Origin of the sequence: Streptomyces tauricus (assembly GCF_014650955.1) — a bacterium.
GTDB lineage: Bacteria > Actinomycetota > Actinomycetes > Streptomycetales > Streptomycetaceae > Streptomyces > Streptomyces tauricus.
Map to the genome: position 1 here is coordinate 529,032 of NZ_BMVY01000001.1, position 21,915 is coordinate 550,946.

Genomic DNA, 21,915 nt, shown 5'->3' on the forward strand with positions numbered 1-21,915 from the left:
CAAGCGGGACGAAGACGCATCACTTCATGGCGTACGAGGGTCGATGAGGCGGTTTTCGTAGGCGAAGATCACGGCCTGGATCCGGTCGCGGAGTTCGAGCTTCTGCAGGATGCGGCCCAGGTGGGACTTCACGGTCGCTTCCGCGAGGTGCAGGGTGGCCGCGATCTCGGTGTTGGACAGGCCGCGGCCCACCTGGACGAGCACCTCGCGCTCGCGGGCGCTGAGCCGGTTCAGCCGCTCGTCGCGGTCGATGTTGCCGCCGTCAGGGATGTGCGGGCGGAAGTTCTCCAGCAGGCGGCGGGTGATCCGCGGGGAGACCACCGCGTCGCCCGCCGCCACGCTGCGTATCGCGTGGAGCAGTTCCTCGGGCCTGGTGTTCTTCAGCAGGAAGCCCGAGGCTCCGGCGCGGAGTGCGGTGAAGGCGTATTCGTCGAGGTCGAAGGTGGTGAGGATCAGTACTCTGCTGCGCGGGGAGATCCGGACGACCTGCCGGGTTGCCTCGATCCCGTCGGTCCCGGGCATCCGGACGTCCATGAGGACGACGTCGGGGCGCAGGTCCCGGGCGAGGCGTACGGCCTGGACGCCGTCCGCGGCTTCGCCGACCGGTGCCATGTCGGGCTGGGTCTCCAGGACCGTACTGAAGGCCATGCGGAGCAGCGCTTCGTCGTCGGCGATCAGGATGCGGATCGTCATGCGGACGCCGCTCCCCTGCTGGCGAGGTCGAGCCGGGTGTGGACTCCCCAGCCGCCGCCCGGGAGCGGTCCGGACCGCAACGTCCCCCCGTAGACGGCCGCGCGCTCACGCATACCGGGGATGCCGTGGCCGGATGGGACGGCGCCGGGCTGTGGCGGGGTGGGGCCGTTGTCGGTGACGTCCACTGTGACGGTCTCGGCCGAGCACCGTATCCGGACGTCCGCGTGTGTGCCGGTGGGTGTGTGCTTGAGGGTGTTGGTCAAGGCTTCCTGTACGAGGCGGTAGACGGTCAGTTGTGCGGTGGCGGGTATGTGGGTGTGGCCGCCCCGGACCTCGACGCGGGTCGGCAGTCCGGCGGCGCACATCTGGTCGGCGAGGGCCTCCAGTTGTGCGATGCCGGGCAACGGGTGGCGCTCCGCGTCGGGTTCGTCGGTCCGCAGGATGTCCAGGGAGCGCCGCATGTCGGTCAGGGCCTGCCGGCCCGTCTCGGAGATCTGGAGCATCGCGGTGGTGGCCTTGTCGGGCGATCGGTGCTGCGCGTAGACGGCGGCGTCGGTGAGCGCGACCATGACGGACAGGTTGTGGGTGACGATGTCGTGCATCTCCCGGGTGATACGGGTCCTTTCCTCAGCGACCGCCAGTCGTGCCTGCTGGTCATGCTCCTGCTCCAGGCGTGCGGCACGTTCCTCCACGGCCGCGAGGTAGGCGCGCGTGGTCCGTGCGTTCGCCCCCAGGACGGCGGCGGCGACGACCATCGCGGTCACCGCGACGAAGGGGGTCACGAAGGCGCCTGCCGTCGCCCAGCGCAGGCAGGCCAGCAGGGCCCCGCCCTCCACGACGGCACCGGCGACAAGCGTGCCGCGCCGGCCTGAGTTCGCGGCCACTGTGTAGAGAGCCACCAACAAGGCTATGTCCGCGGGCAGTTGGACGTCCATCAGCCACTGGACGAAGGCCGCGGCTGATACGGCGCCGAACACCGTGAGCGGGGCCCGGCGTCGCCACACCAGGGGCAGCGCGAGGGCTGCGGTGAGGGCCATCGCCACCGGGAGTTCTTGTGGCGTGCGCGTGGTGAGGATGTTGAGCAGGAGCAGCGCCGGCAACAGCGAGTCCCACACCATGGGCGGCAGCCGGGAGCCCCAGCGGTGGACGGCTCTCAGCGGTCGCGCCGCTCGTGCGGAGGCCTGGTCGGTGTACCTCGTCGGTCGTACGGCTGTCCTAGCCCGAGGCACCCGTTCCTGGTGGCGCTCCGGGTGGGTACTGCTGACTTCCGCGGCCGCCTCGGTCATCACACGTCCTGTCGATTCAGCGTCATAGTGGCAGCCCCGGCCGGGGCTGCCACCTGCCATCGCGTACAGCTGGGACCAGGTCGGCGCAGCTGGAACCGGGTCGGCACGCTGAACGCGGGTCGGCGCATTTGGAGCCGCGTCGCTCACGGGGCGGCGCGTAGGAGTCGCGCTGTCCGCACGTACCGCGGTCCTGTCACGGTAGGCCGCGATCCAGCGGTGCGCATGAGCCCACCGTCTGAAGGAATCGCGCGGAAGTACGACCGCAGGAGGAGCCCGGCTACCTCCCACGGTCGCAAAGCCGTTCACACAGGCGTGTCTCGGATTGCGACTTCGGGTGTACACGATGGCGATCCGGGGCCGATGTGGCAGCGCGTGCCCCGCGCCGAGGATGGCCGGGTGACCGAGATCATCATGGGACTGCAGATGTCCCTACTGGAAGTCCTTGCCCTGCTGAGTGCCGTCGCGCTGGTGGTGGCACGCTGGCTCCCGCCGACCGTCCGCCCACGCGTCACGATCGCGGCGGGCGCGGTGTTCGTGCTGTCCGCGGTCGTGCTGAGCGTGATGGGGATCCGCTGGCAGCTGCTGCCGGTACTGGCGGGTGCCGGCCTCGCGTTGCCGTTCGCCGTCGCGCCTCTGCTGCGACGACGTACCGGCCGCCCGTCGTGGCGGGCCCACCGGTGGCTGGCGCTGCCGGGATCGGTGGCCTGCGTCGGCCTGATCGCCACGGGACCGGTGGCGGCCTGGGCCTTTCCCGTACCGGTGTTTCCCGAGCCGTCGGGCCATTTCGCGGTCGGCACCCGCGTGATGCAGTGGACCGACGCGAAGCGCCCCGAGACCGCAACCGCCGACCCGCACGACCGGCGCACCGTCGTGGTCCAGCTCTGGTACCCCGCGCGGAAGAGCCCCGCGGGCGCGCAACGGGCTCAGTACCTCGGCCGCACGGAGCACGAGGCGCGCACCGTTTCCGACGCCCTCGCCCGCGGGGCCGGCCTGCCCGGCTTCCTGATCGACGGCGTCCCGCGTGCCCACAGCCATGCGGTCTTCAACGCGTCCGTGGCCGACGGGGGCGGACGCTTCCCGGTCGTACTGTTCTCTCCCGGATCGGGCGGGGTGCGCACCCAGAACACCGCCTGGGCGGAGGAACTGGCCAGCCACGGCTATCTGGTCGCCGCCCTCGACCACCCGTACGACTCCGCCGTCGTCGTCCTCACCGACGGCCGAACGATTCGCACCACACTCACCTCCACCGGTGACCGGGACAAGGACGCCGCGTCGGCCGCCGACGCGACGGCTGTTCGGGCCGCCGACCTCGGGTTCGTCCTCACTCAGCTGGGCCGTCTGGACAGAGGTGAGATCGCGGGGCCGTTGACGGGACGCCTGGACACCGGCCGGGTCGCGGCGACCGGCCACTCCATGGGGGGAGCCGCCGCACTGCAGGCGGCCCGGCAGGACCGCCGGTTCGACGCCGTCATCGATCTGGACGGCTACCCGCACGGCCCCCTCTCTCCCACCCTCCGCCGGCCGACGCTCGCCCTCACCCAGACCATCACCCCGGAAACCGACCGGCGTTACATCCCCCGTCTCACCAAGGTCCTCAAGCTCAACACCGCGACCAGCTACCGGCTCACGATCCCCGACACCGCACACCTCACGTTCATGGACGGCCCCCTCTACCTGCCACCGGTGCCCTCGATAGTCGGCACTTTGGGCCGCACCGAGAGCCCCCGCGTCGTCGCCGCAACCACGCTCGCCTTCTTGGATACGACCCTGCGTCACAAACCGGCTGACTTGGCCGACGTTCTGTCGGCTTACGGAGACCTCAGCGTCTACGGCCCGGGCGACGACCGCTGACCAACTGCGCGACGCAGGTCCGGGCACGGCCGTTCTTCCAGCTCGGCCCTGCTACCGCTGATCCTTGGGTTACCGCCGGTCGGTTCGCCCAGGGGTCGGCCACTCCCGTGATGTCAGTGCCAACTCATAGGGTGCGGTGGTGTCCAACGAGGAGGTTCTATGGGCTTTTCCGGCCATCTGGTCTTTGCGCGCAGCGAACGCCGCTTGCTGGAAGCGCCTTTGCTCGCCAGCGCCGGCCCGGGGCTGAGGGGCGAGGCGCACGAGTGGCCGTCGCGTCCGGGTGGCTGGCAGACCCTGCAGTTGGAACACGGCATCTGGGAGGACGATTACCTCCCCGCCTTGGTCGAACGGACTGGTGCGGCGGCTTGCGTCGCCGATGTCTCCGACAGCAGCGTCGCCCTCGTGACCGGCCTGGACACCAGCGGGCGGCGTTGGCAGGCATGGCTGAACCTCGACAACGCTGCGGCCCTCCTCGTCGAGGAGCCTGAGGACGTGGACGACGTGAGCCTGTGGGTGACCACCCCGGAGTTCGACGAGGCCCTCAGACGTAAGCGCGCGGAACTCGACGCGGAGGTGCCGGCCGACGCCGAAGGTGCTCTCGTATGGGCTTCAGCCGCTGGTGTCCGGGCCACAGCGCAGCAGGCGCGGATCGAGGAGCTGCTGCGTGCACAGGAGACCTTCGTGGAGGAGCTGTTCGACGCCCTGCTGGACCAACTGGGCTTCCCTGAAGCAGCTGACGCCAACAGATGACTCAACGATCGACCCGGCGATCGATGCGGCGGACGTCGAGGCTGGGCGAAGTGCGTCGATCACGTGATCGAGAACTGTCACCGTCCCCCTCACGACGGCAAGGGGCGCCCGGTGATCACAGGACAGCCCGTTCCCCGTATCCCGTCATGAACGGGGAACGGGGAACGGACAATGAACGGGCTCAGCCCCCGTAACGGGATCGCCGAAGTCGGCCAGGCCTCAGGTGGGTTCCGGGCGGAGGATGACCGGGAGGGCGGCGACGCCGTTCACCGCTGTGGAGATCACGGGGACCAGTTCCGACTCGGGCACGGCCAGGCGCATGGTGGGGAAGCGGGTGAAGAGCTGGGAGAGCCCGATCGCGCTCTCCAGGCGGGCCAGGGGCGCGCCGAGGCAGTAGTGCGGGCCCGCGCCGAAGGCGAGCTGGCGGTCGTAGTGGCGGGAGTCGCGGATGTCGAACCGCGCCGGGACCGTTCCGCGCTGTTCGCGGTTGGCGGCGGCCAGCCCGACGACGATCGGCTCGCCGCGGCGCACGGTCACCCCGTGCAGATCGGTGTCCCGCACCGCGTACCGCATGAACAGGTTGCGCAGCGGGGCGTTCCAGTGCAGGCCCGCCTCCACGGCGGCCGGCCAGTCCAGTTCGCCGTCGAGGAGCGCGGTGAGCTGGTCGGGATGGGTGAGCAGGGCGTGGACGGTGCTGGTCAGCGAGTTGACCGTGGTCTCGTGCCCGGCGAGCAGGATGATCTCCAGGGTGTCGATCAGTTCCTTCTCCGTCAGCCTGCCGGCCTCGTCGTCCAACGCCTCGATCAGCGCGCTGGTCAGATCGCCGAGCGGGGCCGCGCGCCGGTCGGCGACCAGCCGTGCCAGCACCTCGCGCTGCCCGACCGCGGCCTCCTGCCGTTCGGCGCCGCTCACCTCGACGCTCAGCATCGTCTGGAAGTGGCCGCGTAATCGGTGCTGCTGATCGGGTTCGGTGAGGCCGAACAGCTCGCAGATGATCAGCAGCGGGAGCGGATAGGCGAAACTCTCCTTGAGATCGGTCACCGCCCCGGGCCCCCCGGACTTCAGCCCGGACTCCAGACCGTCCAGCAACTCCCCGCTGATCTCACGGATCCGGGGCGCGAACGCCTCGATACGCCGCGGAGTGAAGGCGTAACTCACCAGGCGGCGGAGCCTGCGGTGGTCGGCCCCGTCCGCGTTCAGCATCGACTCCCCGACGATCAGGTTGAGGAGCGGCCATCCGGCGGGTATCTCTCCGCGCGTGTACGCACCCCAGTGCCGCGGATCGCTGGAGAGGTCGGGGTGCGCGTCCAGTATCGTCTGGGCCGCCGCGGCCGACATGGCCGCCCAGGCACGGACGTCGTCCGGCAGTGCCACCGGTACCACGGGGCCGAACCGCAGCCACTCGGCTGCTTCCTCGTGGGTCCCGCGGTTCGGATCGAGGTAGGACACGGGCTGGTCGAGCGACAGCTTCGAATGGTCGATGCGCATGGACAGCTCCAACTGCACGTGGGATACGTTGCCTTGCGTCCGCTTACCGTGTGCGGCCGTACCGCGAAGGAAGCTGTACCGAGTCCGGGCCGACCGCCCGACAGGGCCGGAACCGTCGCCGGGCGCGAACCCCGGAGCCGACCCCACCACTGTCATCCGATGTCATCCATCGTCATCGTAACGACCCGGCTCTGCGTATACGTACGAAGCGGACGAAGCCCTGCCCGACGGACTCAAGTCGTCCGGTTCAACTGGTACGTTGACCGGTTTCCCCGATGCGTTGACCGGTTCGACCGGCAGCGAGCCGCGAACCGCCTCTCCCACCGGCGCTCCTATCCCCGAGGCGGCGTCACCAGCCCCGACTCGTAGGCCATGATGACCAGTTGCACGCGGTCCCGCGCGTCCAGCTTCGTCAGGAGTCTGCCGACATGGGCCTTGGCCGTGGCCATGCTGATGTGCAGCCGCGCGGCGATCTCCGCGTTGGAGAGTCCACCGCCGACCAGGGTGAGTACCTCTCGTTCGCGGGCGGTGATGCCCTCCACCACCGGCCGATGGGGCGACGGTACGGCGGCAGGGCGGGCCGCGAACTCCGCGATCAGCCGGCGCGTCACGCTCGGCGCGATGAGGGCGTCGCCCGCGGCGACGATTTCGATCGCGGTGAGGATCTGGTCCATGTCCATGTCCATGTCCTTGACGAGGAAGCCGCTCGCCCCGGCCCGGAGCGCGCCGTAGACGTACTCGTCGTCGTCGAACGTGGTGAGGATGAGGACCTTGGGCGGGGTGCCGGGGCTCGCGGAGATCCGCCGGGTGGCCTCGATACCGTCCATGCCGGGCATCCGGATGTCCATCATCACCACGTCCGGCGCCAGTCGTTCGGCGAGCCGTACCGCCTCCTCGCCGTTCGAGGCCTCGCCCGCCACCTCCAGCTGGGGGTGGTCGGCGATCAGCACCCGCAGCCCGTGGCGGACCAGCGGCTGGTCGTCGGTGAGGAGCACCCGGGTCATCCGACAGCCGCCGACACCGGGAGCCGCGCCGCCACGCGGAAGCCGCCTTCGGCGCGCGGCCCGGCCGTGAACTCGCCGTGCAGCAGCGCCGCCCGTTCCCGCATGCCCGTCAGCCCGTAGCCCGCCGCGCCGGGCAGGGTGGACATGCCGCGGCCCTCATCGGTGATCTCGACGGACAGGTCGTCCTCCCGGCGGTCGACGGTCACCCGGCAGGTGTCGGCGCCCGAGTGGCGGACGGCGTTGGTGATCGCCTCCTGGATGATGCGGTACGCGGACAGCTCGATCTCCGCAGGCAGCGGCCGCCCTTCGCCGTGCGCCTTGCCCCGCCATTTCATGTCCACCCGTACGCCCGCGTCCCGGGTCCGCTCCACCAGCTCGTCGAGATCGGCGAGGACCGGTGCCGGGCCGAGCGGCGCACCGGCCTCCGGGTCCGCCTGCCGCAGCGCGCCGAGCATCCGGCGCAGGCCCGCCAGGGTGTCGCGGCTGGTGTCCTCGATGGCACCGAGGGCGTTGCGGGCCTCCGACGGCTGCGTGTCGATGACGCGTCGGCCCACCCCGGCCTGGATGGCGATGACACCGATGCTGTGCGCCACCATGTCGTGCAACTCCCGTGCGATGCGCAGCCGTTCCGTGGTGACGGCCTGCTCAGCGGCCCGGGCCCGCAGGCCGGCGGTGTGCCGGCGGCGTTCCCGGATCGAGTAGCCGGCCGTCGAGGCGGTGACCATCGTCAACGCGAGGAAAACCGAGGCCGCGAGGAACGACGAGGAGCCGTCCCGGTAGTAACTGGCGCCCCCGATCTGCACGCCGAGGGCCACGAGTGCGGCGACGGCCGACATCAGCCGCGACTTGGTGGCGGCGATCCGTCCGACGGTGAGATCGGTGAGTACCGCCTGCAGATACGCGATCTGCCACGCCTGTGTCCCCGAGGGCGCGACGCCGCCCATCACGTCCTGCCCCACGTCGTGCCCCACTTCCTGCCCCGCGGCCATCGCCGAGTCCGTGCTCACGGTGGCCGCGAAGGAGGCGCCGAGCAGCAGTACCAGGGCGGGCAGCGGCCGACGCAGTATCAGGGGCAGCAGCAGTACGCCGGGCAGGGCGACCAGCAGCAGGCGCATCCCGGTCAGATCGCGGCCCGTGTTCAGCACGACGACGTGCAGCACGATGACGTACGCGATGCCTGAACACCAGGCCAGGGTCTCGGTGAGCAGCGACCGCGGAGGATTCAGCGGGGCTTTCATGCGCAGATCATAGGTGTGCCGCCCGCACCCGGGAATCGGCCCACGGGCCTACTCCTCGGGGCTACTTGGGATGACCCGATTGTGGCCGGTGGCCAGATGCCCGGGCGGGGCCCGCCCCGGCAGCGTGGACGTGTGATCGAAGCAACCGAACTCACCAAGCGCTACGGCCGGACCACCGCCGTCGACCGACTGTCCTTCACCGTGCGCCCAGGCGTGGTCACCGGCTTCCTGGGACCGAACGGCGCCGGCAAGACCAGCACGCTGCGGATGGTCCTCGGACTGAACCAGCCCTCCGGCGGCACCGTCACCGTCGACGGGCAGCCGTTCGGCGACCGCCCCCGTGGCCTGCGACATGTCGGCTCCCTGCTCGATGCCCATGACGTGCATGGCGGCTGCACCGCCCGCGCCCATCTGAGGGCACTGGCGGCCGGCAACGGGCTGCCACTACGGCGGGTCGCGGAGGTGCTGGCGGAGGTCGGCATGGCCGACGCGGCGGGCCGCAGGATCGGCGGATTCTCCCTGGGGATGAAACAGCGGCTCGGTATCGCAGCCGCGCTGCTCGGCGATCCACCCGTACTGCTCTTCGACGAGCCGCTCAACGGCCTCGACCCGGAGGGGGTGCGCTGGCTGCGCAACCTCTTTAGGCAACTGGCGGACGAGGGCCGCACCGTACTCGTCTCCAGTCATCTGATGGGGGAGATGCAGCAGACCGCCGACGAGCTGATCGTCATCGGCCGCGGCAGGCTGATCGCGGCGGAGAGCCTGCGGGAGTTCGCCGCCCGCGGCACACAGTTGCGGGTGAGCGTCCGTACGCCCGACGCGGAGATCCTGTCCGGGTTGTTGGAGGGCGCGGGGGCGACGGTCCGGTTGGAGCTCGACGGGGCGTACACGGTGACCGGTCTGCCCGCGGACCGCATCGGCGAGCTCGCCTTCGCGCACGGGGTGCGGCTGCACGAACTCAGCCCGCACGCGGCCTCCTTGGAGGAGTCGTTCATGGAACTGACCACGCAGAGCGTCGAATACGCGGCAGGAGCCGCCCGATGACCCCCGAACTCGACGAGGCCCCTGCCCGCCTCCAGGCCCGGGTACCTGTTGCCCGGTTCCGTCACCTCCTCGCCGCCGAGTGGATCAAACTCTGGTCGCTGCGGTCCACGTACTGGGTGCTCGGTGTCGGTGCGCTGACCGTGATCGGCATCAACGTGAACTCCGCCGTGTCCAACGCCGACCGGCTGGCGCATCAGACACCGTGGTCGCCGGACCGGCCGGACTTTCCGGACCGCTCCGAGTTCTCGTTCGATCCGCTGACCACGGCGTTCGTCGATCCCGCCTGGCAGATGTTCATGATCATCACTGCCGCGGTGGGGGCGATCGCGGTCTTCGGCGAGTACTCCAGCGGGCTGATCCGTACGACCTTCGCCGCCGTCCCCGACCGCCAGGCGGTGATCGCCGCCAAGATGACCGTGGTGTCGGCGGTCATGGCGGCGCTGGGCATGCTCGTCTCCGGCACCTCCTTCGCGGTCACCCAGATGCTGCTGCGCGATCATGGCGGCCTGTCGTTGGGCGACCCGGGCGCACTGCGCGCCGTGGCCGCGGCCGCGCTGCTCGCACCGCTGTGCGCACTGGTCGGTACGGCGGTGGGTGCGGTCGTCCGGCACGCCGCGGGTTCCGTCGTCACGATCGTCGCCCTGCTGCTCCTGGTACCGGTGCTCTTCCAGGGTGAGCGCTTCCGCTGGGTCAAGGAGATCGGCAACGCCATGCCGCTCAGCGCGTGGGAGCGGCTGGTGACGAACCCTGAACGGGCGCACGACCTGGGCAAGTACCCGCTGACGGTCACCGAGGCATGGATCGTGTACGGCGCGTGGGCTGGCGTAGCGGTGACTGTCGCGGCGCTCGTGGTGCGACGCCGGGACGTGTGAACGAGGGAGGGTGGGCGCCAGCTCTTGCGGAAAGCCACCTGTCGATACTCGTCAGCCCTGATGCCGTCGGGCGTGTTGCCGGACATGGTGCTAGGTGCAGATGTCGTGCTTGTGGGTGGGTTCTGGCTGCGAGGCGAGAGTCACGCTGGGACTCGGATCCGGGCTGGGGCTGGGGCTGGGGCTAGGGCTGAGGGCCGTCGCTGGGGCCGCGCTGGGCGGGGGAGTTGTGTTCGGTGTGGGGTTGACGGTGGGTGTGGGTTGGGGGAAGTCCGCAGGGCAGCTGGTCTGGGCTGCGTAGAGGATGCACATGCCGGGGGCCTGCGGGGCTTGCGGGGCCGCTTGCTGCAGCACTCCCGCTGCGAGAGCCGGGTAGTGGACCTCTCGAGTCTCTTCGGCGGGGAGCGAGAGCTGGGTGCTGCTGGCGTGTGCGGCCGCGCAGAGGTGAGGGCTGCTGGCGTCCAGGGCGAGGATCAGCACGCCCGCCAGGCCCATCGCCGTCAGCGTTCGGCTTGCCCTGGTGAGAGCGCGCGCCGCGAAGTGGCCGGGTCCTGTCGATGGATGAGGTGCCGTCACGGTCGGCGAGGGGGTTTCGAGTGCACCAGGAGCAGGAGCAGGAGCAGGAGCAGGAGCCGGAGCAGGAGCCGGAGCCGGCGTACGGGCGGGGGCGGGTGTGGGGGCGGGTGCGGGCCGGTGTCGGCGGGATCGCAGTTCGGCGATGGCGCGCCACTGTTCGTGCCAGGGAGCGAGGTCGGGATGGGTGCGGTCAGGGGGCGAACAGGGCTGGCCGTAGGGGTCCCAGGACATGAGGGTACGCACGAGGACGATCAGCTTGTCGAGGCTGACGTAGCGACCGTTGAACGCGGCGTGCTGGGTAGCCAGCGGCAGCGGCACCCCATCGCCGAACAGTTCTTTGGCCCGCGCCTGGATCCTGCGCAACGGGGGATCACCCCGCTGCACCTTCAACCGCCGCAGCGCCTGCGCCTGGCGTTCCAGGTGCTGTTCGTACAGGTCTGCACCCTCAGCGCCTTCGACCGTCGTGTTGTGCTCGCTCACCGTCGTCCATCCCCCGTCCAGCTGTGCTGAGCAGGCTAGAAGGGCTGCGGTGGACCAGTACCGAACTTGGCCGAACAGCCCGCCGGTGTGACAGAGAGGCAACGTTGCGTTCGACCCGATAGGAAAAGTGTTCACCGGCACTGGCCTGTTGATCGGGTGTCATCGGATCTGTTCGGTGCGCGCCTACCGTCGTCCTGCTCGGCGAGACGGTTGAGCCATGAGCACTCCTGAGCCCGCGCAGTCCGCCCAGTCCGGCCATTCCGTTTCGGCCTCCCGGCCGGATGCCGCCGCCTCATCCCAACCCACTGGCCAGCCAGTCGTCGTACCCGCCCCCGCTCCCGGCACCGAGCCGTTCGTGTCCCTGCACACCGCCGTCGTCCTGCTTGCCGCCGTGGTCATCGGCCTGGTGATCGCCACTCTCACCGTTCTGTCCGGCGCGCACCCGGCCACGGCTGCCATCACCGGGCTGACCGCCGCCGGTGCCAGCACCGGCGTCCTGCGTAACCTCATCCGATGACGATCCCCCGTACGATCGCAAGCCAGGGAGGCAGCGCGATGATTACCGCAGCAGGCGGCGCGAGTGGCGGCAGCACGGTGATCAGCATCGTTCTGGGCGTCGTCCTCGTTGCGGGAGTCCTGTTCGTGGTGGTGGCCAGGAACCGCAAGCGCTGAGGTCCCGGCCGGGCGTGCACACCCGACCGGGAAGGCTGCTGCGGCGTCGGCGGTTGGTCGATGGGACTGCGCGCCTCACCCCGGCCGAGGTCGCCGGGCGCCTCTCCTACCTATTTGCGCCAGAAGAGGTGGTGGGTGACGCCGCTCGGGCTCGGCACGATGTCCATGTGGAACCGGTCCAGCAGTTCATCGGGGGAGTCCCACAGACGAAGCCCGGATCCGAGTTTCACCGGTGCGACGGCCACGTGCAGGGTATCGACGAGACCCGCGTCGAGGAACTCCCGGATGGTACTCACACCCCCGCCGAGTCGAACATCCTTGCCCTGCGCGGCTTTTCGTGCCTGCGCGAGCACGCCGGCGGGGTCGTCGTCCACGAAATGGAACGTGGTGTCGGACAGCGTGATCGATGGACGGGTGTGGTGGGTCAGGACGAACACCGGTGTGTGGAAGGGTGGTTCGTCACCCCACCAGCCCTGCCACTCATGGTTCTGCCAGGGGCCGCGCTGGGGTCCGAACTTGTTGCGGCCCATGATCTCGGCGCCGATGTTGTGCTGGAAGTCCCGGGTGAAGTAGTCGTCGAGGCCGCGGCTTCCTCCGGGCTCGGTGCGGTGGGGCCAGCTCGCCGTGGAGCCGGCCCAGGAGAACAGCTTTCCCGGATCGATGTGGTGGCCGAATGGCCGTTCCAGGCTCTGGTCCTCGCCGGCGGCGACCCCGTCGCTGGAGATGGTGAAATTCTGCACGCGCAGCAACTGCTCCATGTGTTCCCTCATCCGGTCCTGTCGCACCCTCTGCTGATGCGCCCTACAACAGCACGTCGAACGGGACGGGACGGGATCGACAGCAGCGCTCAAGTTCTCTATCTGACCCTGGTCGCAGATCCGTCCGGGGCGAATGGGTGGTGGAAGGTGAAGGCGTGCGGCGCGGAGCCGCGGTCGTGGAGGTGCTCCAGCCTGGAGACCCCGTCCTGCCAGGTGGGTATCACGCCACCGGAGACCCACCAGCACGCGTGACTCGGGTGCCCTGTCCTCTCGAACCAGTCGTAACGCCGGTTCAGCGCCTCCCGGTGCAGACCGGTGTAGATGGCGTCGAAGGCGGGGCTCAGGTCGGTCCAGAGTGAGAGTGTCGCGGCCAGGGCGGTGGTTTCCACGGTACGGCCCTTGCCGTACCAGGCCGGTACGGCGAACTCTCCCCACGCACCCCAGTCCGCCTCGAAGAGCATGCCCTTGTCACCGCCTGCCGCCTCGGCACGCGCGACGTATCCGGGGTGTTGGCTGATCCTCCGATAGACGGCCTCACCTGTGTCGTAGAACTCTCGTGTGAGAGGTGAGGGATCGGCGAGAGGTGACTTCAGGACGCCGAATGTGTACAGAGCAAGATGAAGCATGCGTCCTCTCCCTGGTTGAGGCTGCCTGGCGTGGACCCGGTGTTCCGGTTTACGCACTGGGGCGAGGGTGCGTGGGGCAGGACAAACCCAACCCGTCACGGGTGGCTCAGCCCCAAGGACCTCCTGCGCGACCGTGGGCGATCGCCGAAGACGAGAGGACGGTAACTGCCTCTGCGGGCGCTGTCGAAGTTGCGTTTTCCCCGTCCAAGTGGCTTCTTGCACGCTCACTGTCGCAGTGATGTGGCGGCGTCGATGAGCGCGGTGACGTGCTCGCGGTGACGTGCTCGCGGTGGTCGTCTTTCCGGCCGGCGGAAGGCCTGGCCGTCAGCGCCGGTCGCTACGTCTGTCGCCCGGGCTCCGGTCACGCACGCGGGCGGGGTCTGAAGTCGCCGTGATGTCCGCGGACGGCCAGCCCAGCACGGTCAGTTCGGGCCACTCCTGCTGCCACCGGGCCGCCTTGACCTCGTAGACCGACCGCGGAGCAAGCACCGGGTTCGGCCGGAGGACGAGGTTGAACACGTCCGACAGCCCATGGGGTGCATAGACACGCCACCGTCCGTTCGTCTCCACCCGCACTCCCAGACAGCACGTCGTCGCGGCGAAGCTGTCGATCGCCGCCTCGGCGGAGTCATACGGCGGACACGGGACACCGAACTTGTCCTCGTACCAGAGGTGAACTCGTGCCTCGTTCCTGATCTCGACCTCTGCAGGCAGATCGGCGAAGACCTCCCGCGGCCTGGATCACTGAGTCTTCCGCCTCCCAGGAAAGGTCGCTGCCATCGAAGTAGAAGACGTCGTAGTCCTTGATCCCGCTGGTCGGAGGTTTCTCCGTGACCACATTCCATACCGTCTGGAACAGGCATCCGGCCGTCACGTACCACCCGGGGAGGTCCAGCGCCGCGGTTCGCGCCAGCACTTCCGTCAAGACGTCGTTACGGGAGAGCACCGAGCGCAGGGACTCAAGTTGCTGGTCAAGAGGGAGTCGACTGATCGCCAGCCCTCCTTACCACAACTCGTTCGCGGTCAGCCTCGGTTGACCGAGACGCCGACGAAGCATCGGGGAGACGCCCGCGCTGCGTATGGCCGGGCGTGTTGCGTGCTGCATTCCGAGAGAGTCGCTGCAACTGGTGCCTGATCGTGGAGACCTTTGCCCCCTTTGCGGGGTACGACATGGCGGAGTCAGGTCGCATAGAGATGGCGCCGATCAGCGGGCGAATCTCACTGGAGATCACCTTCGGCTCTGGCCGTGTGCGGTGCGATACCTGGTCCGGAGACCTCCACCTGTCCAGCAAGTGATCGGCACCAGCTCCGGCGAGATCATGGCGTACGGGCGCACCAGCTTGACGCCGCGGCGGCTTGTACCGCTGTTCGTTGTCTCGAAGTCCGCGGCCTACCGGATCACCAGGTGCCGGCCTGGTGATCCCGCACCGCCATGCCTGGAACACACCGGAACCGGAGAACCGGCGCTGGTCGCCTCGCCTGGCCTCCGGCCAGGGCCCGACCGGGAGTCAAGGGTCGGTCACGCGACACGCGGGGCGCGCGGAGGCCATCACCCGGAGGAGCGCGGGTGATGCTGGTCGCGCCAGTCCCGTGGCGACATCCCGTACGCCTGCCGGAACACCTTGCTGAAATGCGTCGCGTCCAGGAAGCCCCAGCTCCGCCCTATCGCCGCGATGGTCCGCAGGCGGCCGTTCGGGCCGGCCAGATCCCGTTTGCATTCGGCCAGGCGGCGTGCGCGGATCCAGTCCCCGAGGCTGATACCCGAGCGGGACAGCACGGCGTAGAGATGACGTACGGAGATTCCGTGTGCGGCGGCGATCCGTGCGGCCGACAGATCGGGGTCATCCAGGTGGGCCCGGATGTAGTGGGTGATGCGCAGGCTGAGCGTTGCCTCCAGCGGGGCTCTGGCGCGGCTGGAGTCACCGTGCTGGGAGGTCAGGACGGCACGGAGCAGTTCGATGCTGGGCTCTACGACGGCGTCGGCGTACACGCCCTGGCGTAATTCGTCGCTGGCGGCCAGTTGGGAGAAATAGGTGGAGGCCAGGCGCGCGACGGGATTGCCGGGGCCCAGCGTGACCGCGGTGACGTCGCGCAGCAGCCGTTCGGGAAGCGCGAGTGCGGCGCGGGGGAGACGGAAGAAGTGGTGGTCGACTCCCTCGTCGAAGAGAAGTGTGTAGGGAGCGACCGATTCGTAGACGGCGAAGTCTCCCGGCCGCAGCAGGCATTGGCGGCCGTTCTGCATCACCAGGCTGGTGCCCGTCATCTGCAGACCGAGGAAGACGAGTGGCTCCTCGTCCTCACGGGCCAGCCGCTCCGTCCGACGGACAGTGACCGCGGTCGCCCGCGCCGAACAGATTCTCAGCGGCCCGACGCTGCCGAGCCCAATGCGAACGGAGATGTCCTCCGCCGGAAGCGGATGGTCGATATCGACCGCCACCACGGATTCCCACACCGCTTCTCGGACCACCTCCTCTCGGTCCCGCGGCGGTATGTACGCGGTGTCCAGGACCGGGCTCATGAGGCAGCCCCTCGTCTGCGTCGGTTGTCGAGCCGGCCCGGCAATACCTTGCCCCGTTCCCCCACAAGCCCCCCTCGTCACAGATGGTTCCCGGCATCAGTCTGGCGGGATTCTCTTCCGCCGTACAGCGGCCTCGACGGGCCCGCGCTGAGCTCCTGCCTGCCTGGTGCGGCGTCACCTTGCGGCTGTGCACTCCTGACACATTCCCCTGCACGGATGACAAAGGCCGAAGCCCTGGATGGTCCTAAGGTCCTGGTCGAGGCCGGAGAGAGGAGAGTCGACGGATGGCCTGGACATCGGTCCTTTCCGGTTTCCCGGTATCCCGGTTTCCGAGACCACGCACGAGATGTCTCCGGTCCTTCAAGGCCAGATTCCCCTATCCCGCTCGCTCTGTAGCGGCGAGACAATGAAGAGGACAACAATGCGACCTGTTTTGACGAGGACGTTCGTCAGCGCTGCCACCGTTATCGGGCTCGCCACCGGCAGTCTGGCGGGTGCGACCATCAGCTCCGCGGCATCCGAGCCGATAGCCAAGCCAGCGGCGAGCGCCCAGGACGTTTCCGTTCTCGCGGTGAAAAACCTCGGCCTGACCGTCGCCCGGGCGAAGAACTGGCAGTGCTTTCTGACCCGCTCCGGTTACGAGCCCTGGGAGCACAACGGCCTGCTGGGCACCGACAGCTGGAAGGCAGCACAGCGGATGTTCAACGCGCGTGGCTTCAACGGAGGTGTCCGCTTGGAGGTCGATGGAATCGTCGGCCAGTACACGATCAAGGCGTTGCAGCGCTTCTTGAACTCTTTCGGCTTTGGCCTTGCCGTTGACGGAGTCGCCGGCCCGAGGACCACGGATGCCTTCTGGGAATTCAACGGCGTCCCTACGCAGGACCCCCGATGCGTGTGAGTGCAGTTCGCTCCACCGCATGCCGGGTGGAGCGGAAACCGAGGGCCACCGCTCCTACGGTTCGATGATGTGCCGCAGATAGGCGTGCGGGTCGGCGAGATAGCGGCGCCAGTGGTCCACGACGCCGAGCTCCTGCCAGGCGACCCGCCGTATGCCGTGTTCGCCGACCTCGATGATGTCCGCGCCGGGCAGGGCGGTCAGCAGGGGTGAGTGGGTGGCGCAGATGATCTGGCCGCCCTCCTTGGCCAACCGGTCGATGTGCCCGATCAGTTCGAGGCACGAGGAGAAGGAGAGCGCGGCCTCCGGCTCGTCGAGAACATAGAGCCCGGTGTGGAGGAACTTCCCGCGGAACGCCGCGAGAAAGCCCTCGCCATGGCTGACCGAGTCAGGTGACAGCCCCTCCCTGCCCAGGGCGTCCAGAGCTGTCTCGGCCCGCAGGAAGAAGCCCTTGCGGGCCGACCAACTGGTGGCCATCCGGCGCCCGCGCGGGGCCGCGTCGAATTTCATCCGCTCGCCGAGTACCGACTTGCCACGCGGCGAGGCGTAGCGCCAGTCGTGGGAACCGCCGTACGAGTCCAGACCGAACCCCTCCGCCAGCGCCTCGACCAGGGTCGACTTCCCCGAGCCGTTCTCACCGACCAGGAAGGTCACCGGCGCGGTGAAGCGCAGCCCTTCGTCGAGCAACTGCCTGACGCAGGGCACGGACCAGGGCCAGGAGTCCTCGTCGTACGAGGAGAGGTGGGCATACGCGCGTTCGACGATCACGCGACCAGTGTCGCGCAAGACGCCGGTCGACGTACGCGCCCCCCACGCGCGCCATGAGGCGTACCCTCCTCGCCCGTCGACGGCCAGAGCCTCACCCGGTCAGCTCCTTCCGCCTGCTGTCGAGCATGAACGCCGAGGACTCGCGTGCGCGTTCCTCCCACGCGAAGACGCAGGCGGTGGCGACCCCGTCGAAGCCATGGGCCTGTTGATCGCGTTCACCCGGGCGGGCGTAGAGGTTCCGGACGAGGTCTCCGTCGTCGGCTACGACGACAGCCGCCCGTCCCATGTGATGCCCGTCGACCTGACGACGGTCCGTCAGGACGCCCTGCTCTCCGCCTCGGGACGAGTGAGCCGGACCAGTGGTTCCGTGTCCTTCACCGACGGAGTGCGGTGTCTTTGCCGCAGTCCAGAGTCAGGGTCTCGGCCGGTGACCTTCTACTGGTCGACTTCGTACTGGCCGACTTCCAGGAACCAGCGCATCTCCTCCGGGTCGCTGGTCCTGAGGATCGCGCGGACGGCTTCCTTCAGCTCCGGGCTCGTGTCGGGCTTGGAGTGGAGCTGGGCGAGGGCGACGCGGTCGTCCTGGGCCTGCGCGAGTCGGTAACCGGTGTCCAGGAAGGCACGCATGTCCTCGACCGTGCCGTGCAGGGCCGCCCGGCCCTTCTCCTCCACCTCCGAACCGGCCTGCGGCAGGGAGATGAGCTGAGCGATCGCGACTCTCAGGTCGTTGAGCTCGTCCTCGTCGTCATCGAGGGTGGCTGTGGAATTGGTTGTGGAAGCGGCTGCGGAGGGGGGTGCGGGCACCGCACCGGCGGCCGGAGCGGGAGCGGCGAACGTGAGGGCCGCGAAGGCATGGCGTGGAATCGGGAAGCCGGCCGGAGGGGCTTCAGCCGGTGGGGGTGCCACTGAGGAGTGGCAGCAGCACCTGGTCCACCAGGCGGGCTATCCCGTCCATGTCGAGAACCGCGCCGAGCAGGTGCTCCTGGAGGACCATCACCCCGACGGCTGCGGCGATCTCCATCCTGTCCGGGGCAAGCAGAAACGCAACCCTCTCCGCGGTGATCTCGCCGCGCTCTTGAGCGCGGTGGAGGCAGGCGGTGATTCCTTCGCGCTGCCCGGCGATGTAGCGCTCGCGCAAGGTGTCGGTGATCTGGGGGTGAGAGTCGGTGGCGGCGGCGAGCACAGTGGAGAAGCGACGGCCCTGGGGTTGCAGGCACGCGGAACTGTGGGCCAGCGTGGCGATGAGGTCCTCGCGCAGTGTCTGGGCGGCCGTCACCTCGGCCGGGACAGCGGCGGGGAGCATGAGGCTTTCCAGGGCGTCGGCGACCAAGTCCTCGCGCGAGGCCCAGCGGCGGTAGACGGTGGCTTTGGCCACCTCGGCGCGCGCGGCCACCGCGGCCATGGTGAGATCCGCGTAGCCGCTCTCGACGATCAGGTCCAGGACCGCTTCGATGATGCGGGTATTGCGCGTCTCGTCGCGGACGGGCCCGAAGGCGCCGCTGGGGCGCTGGCGTCCAGCGGGGCGGGTTGACCTGGTCATACGCACGACGGTACTGCATCCGCTTCCTCTGCCGCCGGGTCTTCCTGCCTCGTCCGGCTGTCGGCCGCCCGTCTCTGCTCAGGCAGGCCATCAACTCGATACACGCGAGACTCGATACTGTAAGGTCTTTAGTTGACGGGTCTTCGTGCCCGTACCTCCGACATCACACGACCAACCGAAGGCAAGGCGCGCTATGACGCACAACGGCAAGGCGAAAGTGCTGGTCACCGGGGCCACGGGCATGCAGGGCGGCGCCGCCGTCCGGGCACTCCTGCGCGCGGGACACCCCGTGACCGCATTCGTCCGCAACCCCACCTCGGCCCCCGCCCAGGCGCTCGCCCGGCAGGGCGTCGCCCTCGCGAGGGGAGACATGGACGACCTCGCATCCCTGGAGGCGGCCGGCGCCGGACACGACGCGGTCTTCTCCGTGCAGCTGGCGGGCGTCGACCCGGCCGACCCCGGCGCCGAGCAGCGCAAGGCCCGCAACATCGCCACCGCGGCCCAGCGGGCCGGCATCGTCCAGATCATCCACACGTCCGTATCGGGCACCGGGTGGCGCAGCCGGCACCCGGGCTACGAGCAGTCCGCCCTGTGGAAGGCGTACTGGGGCGAGAAGGAGGCCGCGGAGGACGCGATCCGGCAGTCGGGCCTCGACCACTGGACCATCTTCAAGCCCGCCTTCTACATGGACAACTTCCTCCCGGCCAAGCAGGACCCCATGTTCCCCGACCTGCCCCAGGGCAGGCTCGTCACCGCCACGAGCCCGCAGACCAAGTTGGCGCTCATCAACTCGGACGACTTCGGAGCAGCCGTCGCCGCCGCCGTGACCGAGCCCGAGAAGTTCCATGAAGCCGAGATCGAGTTCGCGGGCGACGCGCTGACCCACCCCGAAATCGCGGACACCCTCTCCAAGGCATCCGGCCGCGAGATCACCGCCGTCTCCGTCTCCTGGGAGGAGCAGGAACAGCGCCTGGGCGCGCCCGCGGCGGACGGCCAGATCTGGAACGACCGCGTCGGCTACCCCGCACGCCCCCACCACGCCGCCCGCTACGGCCTGACCACCACCACCTTCGAGCAGTGGGCAGCGCAGCAGGACTGGACCCTCCCGGTCGCGTGAACCCGGGCAGCCCTCGGCCTCACCAGCGCAGCGGTGTTCCCGGCGGCGGCCTGCCGTCGGGAACACCATCTACCGCGCGAGGATCACCATGTCCCACCTTCCGCGGCAGCACTGCCCGCTGATACCGCACTCGACTGCGTGACGATCACGGTAAGCGGCCGGATCGAAACGCGGAGGCCGACCGCACCAGTCCCCGATGCACACCCATCCTGGACGGTGATCAGCTGCCCTCCTACAGGCTTGCGGAGCGGAGTGCGATGAGTGCGATTGCCGTGACCGTGAGGACGGCTGCCGGGGGTGCGCCCTTGTAGTCGCTGACGCGTAGGTGTGTGGCGACCGCGCCGAGGAAGTAGAGCGCCAGGCCGACGGCGGAAGCGATTCCGAGGGGCCCCCACCAGAGCCCGATGACGAGGCCGCCGGCGCCGGCGAGCTGCACGACGCCCAGGAACGGCAGTACGCCGTAGGGCAGGCCAAGAGTGGACATCTGCTCCACAAGCCGCTTCGGCCGGGTGAACTTGGCGCCGGCCGAAGCGAGCAGCACCGCCGACATGAGTGCGGCGACGATGGCGTAGACGATGAACATGGGGAGACCTCAACTGTCGGACGGGTTGGGGGAGTGGCTGGACATTCGGCGACCTGGCAGCAATGCGTTGCTTCGCCGGTCAGCCGGTCAACCGGTCAGGTGGTTTCGAGCAGCAGGGCGCTAAGTTCTGCGGGCCTGGTGACCATGGCGTCGTGGCCGGTGTCCAGCGTGTGGACGCGAGACGGCGTGCCGTTGGGCTGGAGCTTCGGGATGGGCCGGCGCGTGACGCCGCTGGGCTCGTTGCCGGTGCAGAGGATGTGAGCCCGGGGGATGGCTGCCTGGGCGGGGTTGGACATATCGACCGGCTGTTGGAAGCAGAGGACCGACTCGTCCGCCAGCGTGGTCTTGAGCCACGCGATGTCGTCAGGGTCAGTGATTCCGAAAAGACCGAAGGGCGCGGGAGCCTCCGGCAGCGGCGGAATGCGCCAGGGCTGGGCACTGTCGGCGGCTCTGTCGATGAGGACCTGGGTGAGCGGCATGACATCGACGGCGTTCTCGCCGTGCGTCGGCACCATGGCGTCGACGTACACCAGGCGTGAGATGCGCTCGGGAACCCGGTTCGCCACGCTGGAGATGACCATGCCCGCGTAACTGTGTCCGACCAGGACGATGTCGTTCAGGTTGTGGTCGAGGATGAGGTCGACGACGTCGTCGGTGTGGGTGACAAGACCGATCTCAGGGCTGAGCAGGTGTGCCTTGTCCCCGTGGCCGGTGAGGGACGGCGTGAAGACACGGTGCCCCTGAGCAGTGAGCAAGGGGGCGACGCGATTCCATGAGCGTCCGTCGTGCCATGCGCCGTGCACGAGGACGTAGGTGGTCGGGCTGGTCATGACTGTTTCCTTGGAGGTGGTGGGGAGGTAGGTGGGTGCGGCGTCGGAAGCGAACTTCCTGAAGGCGGTGATCTCCTGTGTGCCGCCGACCATGAGGCGCCGTCGGGACCGGTCATCGCCTCGAAGCGGGCGGACGGTCAACCTGAAGGCTTCGGCCCTGCGCGAGATATGCGCGGTAGTAGCGGTAGTAACGGCCGTAGGGGCCGAAGACCTCGCGGGCCCCTGCGAAGGGCGCCCGAAGAAGTGGTGCGCTGCATGCCTTCGACGTTAGGCATCCGTTAGGTACTAAAAGGTAACCTTCGGCTTGTGAGCCTCCGCCCCGGAACCGT

General features: G+C 69.0%; 21 protein-coding genes and 3 pseudogenes. 8 read left to right on the plus strand and 16 right to left on the minus strand.

Annotated elements, in window-relative coordinates; all coding sequences use genetic code 11:
* Positions 1–24 precede the first annotated feature (24 nt).
* Together IE278_RS02050 and IE278_RS02055 are read right to left on the minus strand one after the other, a co-directional pair.
* A complete protein-coding gene (locus tag IE278_RS02050; RefSeq protein ID WP_189768075.1) occupies positions 25–693 on the minus strand; it encodes a response regulator in 669 nt (222 codons plus the stop codon).
* Positions 690–1,979, minus strand: a complete 1,290-nt coding sequence (locus tag IE278_RS02055; RefSeq protein ID WP_246569714.1) for a sensor histidine kinase — start codon at positions 1,977–1,979, stop codon at positions 690–692. Before IE278_RS02055 ends, IE278_RS02050 begins: the two co-directional genes overlap by 4 nt.
* Positions 1,980–2,339: 360 nt before the next feature.
* Between IE278_RS02055 and IE278_RS02060 the strand changes: the two genes are divergently transcribed.
* Positions 2,340–3,830, plus strand: coding sequence for an alpha/beta hydrolase (locus IE278_RS02060; protein ID WP_189768077.1), 1,491 nt, complete (start codon positions 2,340–2,342; stop codon positions 3,828–3,830).
* A 159-nt stretch (positions 3,831–3,989) separates the two neighbouring features.
* The gene (locus IE278_RS02065) at positions 3,990–4,580 is read left to right on the plus strand and encodes a hypothetical protein (RefSeq protein WP_189768079.1); all 591 of its coding nucleotides are present in this window, start codon (positions 3,990–3,992) and stop codon (positions 4,578–4,580) included.
* A gap of 219 nt (positions 4,581–4,799) precedes the next feature.
* Here IE278_RS02065 and IE278_RS02070 read toward each other — a convergent pair whose 3' ends face one another.
* From IE278_RS02070 to IE278_RS02080, 3 genes are all read right to left on the minus strand, one after another.
* Positions 4,800–6,068 carry a cytochrome P450 family protein gene (locus IE278_RS02070; protein ID WP_189768081.1) on the minus strand — a complete coding sequence of 423 codons (1,269 nt, stop codon included), beginning with the start codon at positions 6,066–6,068 and terminating at the stop codon, positions 4,800–4,802.
* A 332-nt stretch (positions 6,069–6,400) separates the two neighbouring features.
* A complete protein-coding gene (locus IE278_RS02075; RefSeq protein WP_189768082.1) occupies positions 6,401–7,072 on the minus strand; it encodes a response regulator in 672 nt (223 codons plus the stop codon).
* Complete coding sequence (locus tag IE278_RS02080) at positions 7,069–8,310, minus strand: sensor histidine kinase (RefSeq protein WP_189768084.1); 1,242 nt, start codon at positions 8,308–8,310, stop codon at positions 7,069–7,071. The genes IE278_RS02075 and IE278_RS02080 overlap by 4 nt, the downstream gene beginning before the upstream one ends.
* A 132-nt stretch (positions 8,311–8,442) precedes the next feature.
* Here IE278_RS02080 and IE278_RS02085 point away from each other — a divergent pair, with 132 nt between their 5' ends.
* Together IE278_RS02085 and IE278_RS02090 are read left to right on the plus strand one after the other, a co-directional pair.
* Positions 8,443–9,354: an ATP-binding cassette domain-containing protein gene (locus IE278_RS02085; protein WP_246569716.1), complete on the plus strand. Its 912-nt coding sequence runs from the start codon at positions 8,443–8,445 to the stop codon at positions 9,352–9,354.
* On the plus strand, positions 9,351–10,226 hold the full coding sequence (locus IE278_RS02090) for an ABC transporter permease (RefSeq protein WP_189768088.1): 876 nt from the start codon (positions 9,351–9,353) through the stop codon (positions 10,224–10,226). Before IE278_RS02085 ends, IE278_RS02090 begins: the two co-directional genes overlap by 4 nt.
* A 90-nt stretch (positions 10,227–10,316) precedes the next feature.
* On the opposite strand, the gene IE278_RS02095 is transcribed toward IE278_RS02090, so the two are convergent.
* Positions 10,317–11,279 (minus strand): hypothetical protein, encoded by a 963-nt coding sequence (locus IE278_RS02095; RefSeq protein ID WP_189768090.1) that lies wholly within the window; start codon positions 11,277–11,279, stop codon positions 10,317–10,319.
* Positions 11,280–11,496: 217 nt separating this feature from the next.
* Here IE278_RS02095 and IE278_RS02100 point away from each other — a divergent pair, with 217 nt between their 5' ends.
* Positions 11,497–11,796, plus strand: a complete 300-nt coding sequence (locus IE278_RS02100; protein ID WP_189769126.1) for a hypothetical protein — start codon at positions 11,497–11,499, stop codon at positions 11,794–11,796.
* A 265-nt stretch (positions 11,797–12,061) separates the two neighbouring features.
* Here the strand turns inward: IE278_RS02100 and IE278_RS02105 are convergent, their stop codons facing one another.
* The 4 genes and pseudogenes from IE278_RS02105 to IE278_RS02120 all read right to left on the minus strand — a co-directional run bounded on the left by IE278_RS02105 (position 12,062) and on the right by IE278_RS02120 (position 15,853).
* Complete coding sequence (locus tag IE278_RS02105; protein ID WP_189769017.1) at positions 12,062–12,709, minus strand: dihydrofolate reductase family protein; 648 nt, start codon at positions 12,707–12,709, stop codon at positions 12,062–12,064.
* 98 nt (positions 12,710–12,807) lie between these two features.
* A complete protein-coding gene (locus tag IE278_RS02110; RefSeq protein WP_189768092.1) occupies positions 12,808–13,335 on the minus strand; it encodes a DUF3291 domain-containing protein in 528 nt (175 codons plus the stop codon).
* A 324-nt stretch (positions 13,336–13,659) separates the two neighbouring features.
* A pseudogene (locus IE278_RS02115) lies at positions 13,660–14,332 on the minus strand (nucleotidyltransferase family protein).
* 552 nt (positions 14,333–14,884) lie between these two features.
* Complete coding sequence (locus IE278_RS02120; RefSeq protein ID WP_189768094.1) at positions 14,885–15,853, minus strand: AraC-like ligand-binding domain-containing protein; 969 nt, start codon at positions 15,851–15,853, stop codon at positions 14,885–14,887.
* A gap of 433 nt (positions 15,854–16,286) precedes the next feature.
* Between IE278_RS02120 and IE278_RS02125 the strand changes: the two genes are divergently transcribed.
* Complete coding sequence (locus tag IE278_RS02125; protein WP_246569718.1) at positions 16,287–16,751, plus strand: peptidoglycan-binding domain-containing protein; 465 nt, start codon at positions 16,287–16,289, stop codon at positions 16,749–16,751.
* Positions 16,752–16,805: 54 nt separating this feature from the next.
* Here IE278_RS02125 and IE278_RS02130 read toward each other — a convergent pair whose 3' ends face one another.
* A complete protein-coding gene (locus IE278_RS02130; protein WP_189768098.1) occupies positions 16,806–17,516 on the minus strand; it encodes an AAA family ATPase in 711 nt (236 codons plus the stop codon).
* A gap of 91 nt (positions 17,517–17,607) precedes the next feature.
* A pseudogene (locus IE278_RS02135) lies at positions 17,608–17,709 on the minus strand (sugar phosphate isomerase/epimerase); the annotation flags it as partial.
* Positions 17,710–17,712: 3 nt separating this feature from the next.
* Between IE278_RS02135 and IE278_RS43150 the strand changes: the two are divergent.
* Positions 17,713–17,781, plus strand: a pseudogene (locus IE278_RS43150) (hypothetical protein); the annotation flags it as partial.
* Positions 17,782–17,951: 170 nt separating this feature from the next.
* Here the strand turns inward: IE278_RS43150 and IE278_RS02145 are convergent.
* Complete coding sequence (locus tag IE278_RS02145; protein WP_246569720.1) at positions 17,952–18,320, minus strand: ALF repeat-containing protein; 369 nt, start codon at positions 18,318–18,320, stop codon at positions 17,952–17,954.
* 82 nt (positions 18,321–18,402) lie between these two features.
* On the minus strand, positions 18,403–19,056 hold the full coding sequence (locus IE278_RS02150; protein WP_189768100.1) for a TetR-like C-terminal domain-containing protein: 654 nt from the start codon (positions 19,054–19,056) through the stop codon (positions 18,403–18,405).
* Positions 19,057–19,249: 193 nt separating this feature from the next.
* On the opposite strand from IE278_RS02150, the gene IE278_RS02155 reads away from it, so the two are divergent.
* Positions 19,250–20,173, plus strand: coding sequence for an NmrA/HSCARG family protein (locus IE278_RS02155; protein ID WP_189768102.1), 924 nt, complete (start codon positions 19,250–19,252; stop codon positions 20,171–20,173).
* A gap of 232 nt (positions 20,174–20,405) precedes the next feature.
* On the opposite strand, the gene IE278_RS02160 is transcribed toward IE278_RS02155, so the two are convergent.
* Positions 20,406–20,756, minus strand: coding sequence for a DoxX family protein (locus IE278_RS02160; protein ID WP_189768104.1), 351 nt, complete (start codon positions 20,754–20,756; stop codon positions 20,406–20,408).
* A 95-nt stretch (positions 20,757–20,851) separates the two neighbouring features.
* A complete protein-coding gene (locus tag IE278_RS02165) occupies positions 20,852–21,586 on the minus strand; it encodes an alpha/beta fold hydrolase (RefSeq protein ID WP_189768106.1) in 735 nt (244 codons plus the stop codon).
* Positions 21,587–21,915 lie beyond the last annotated feature (329 nt).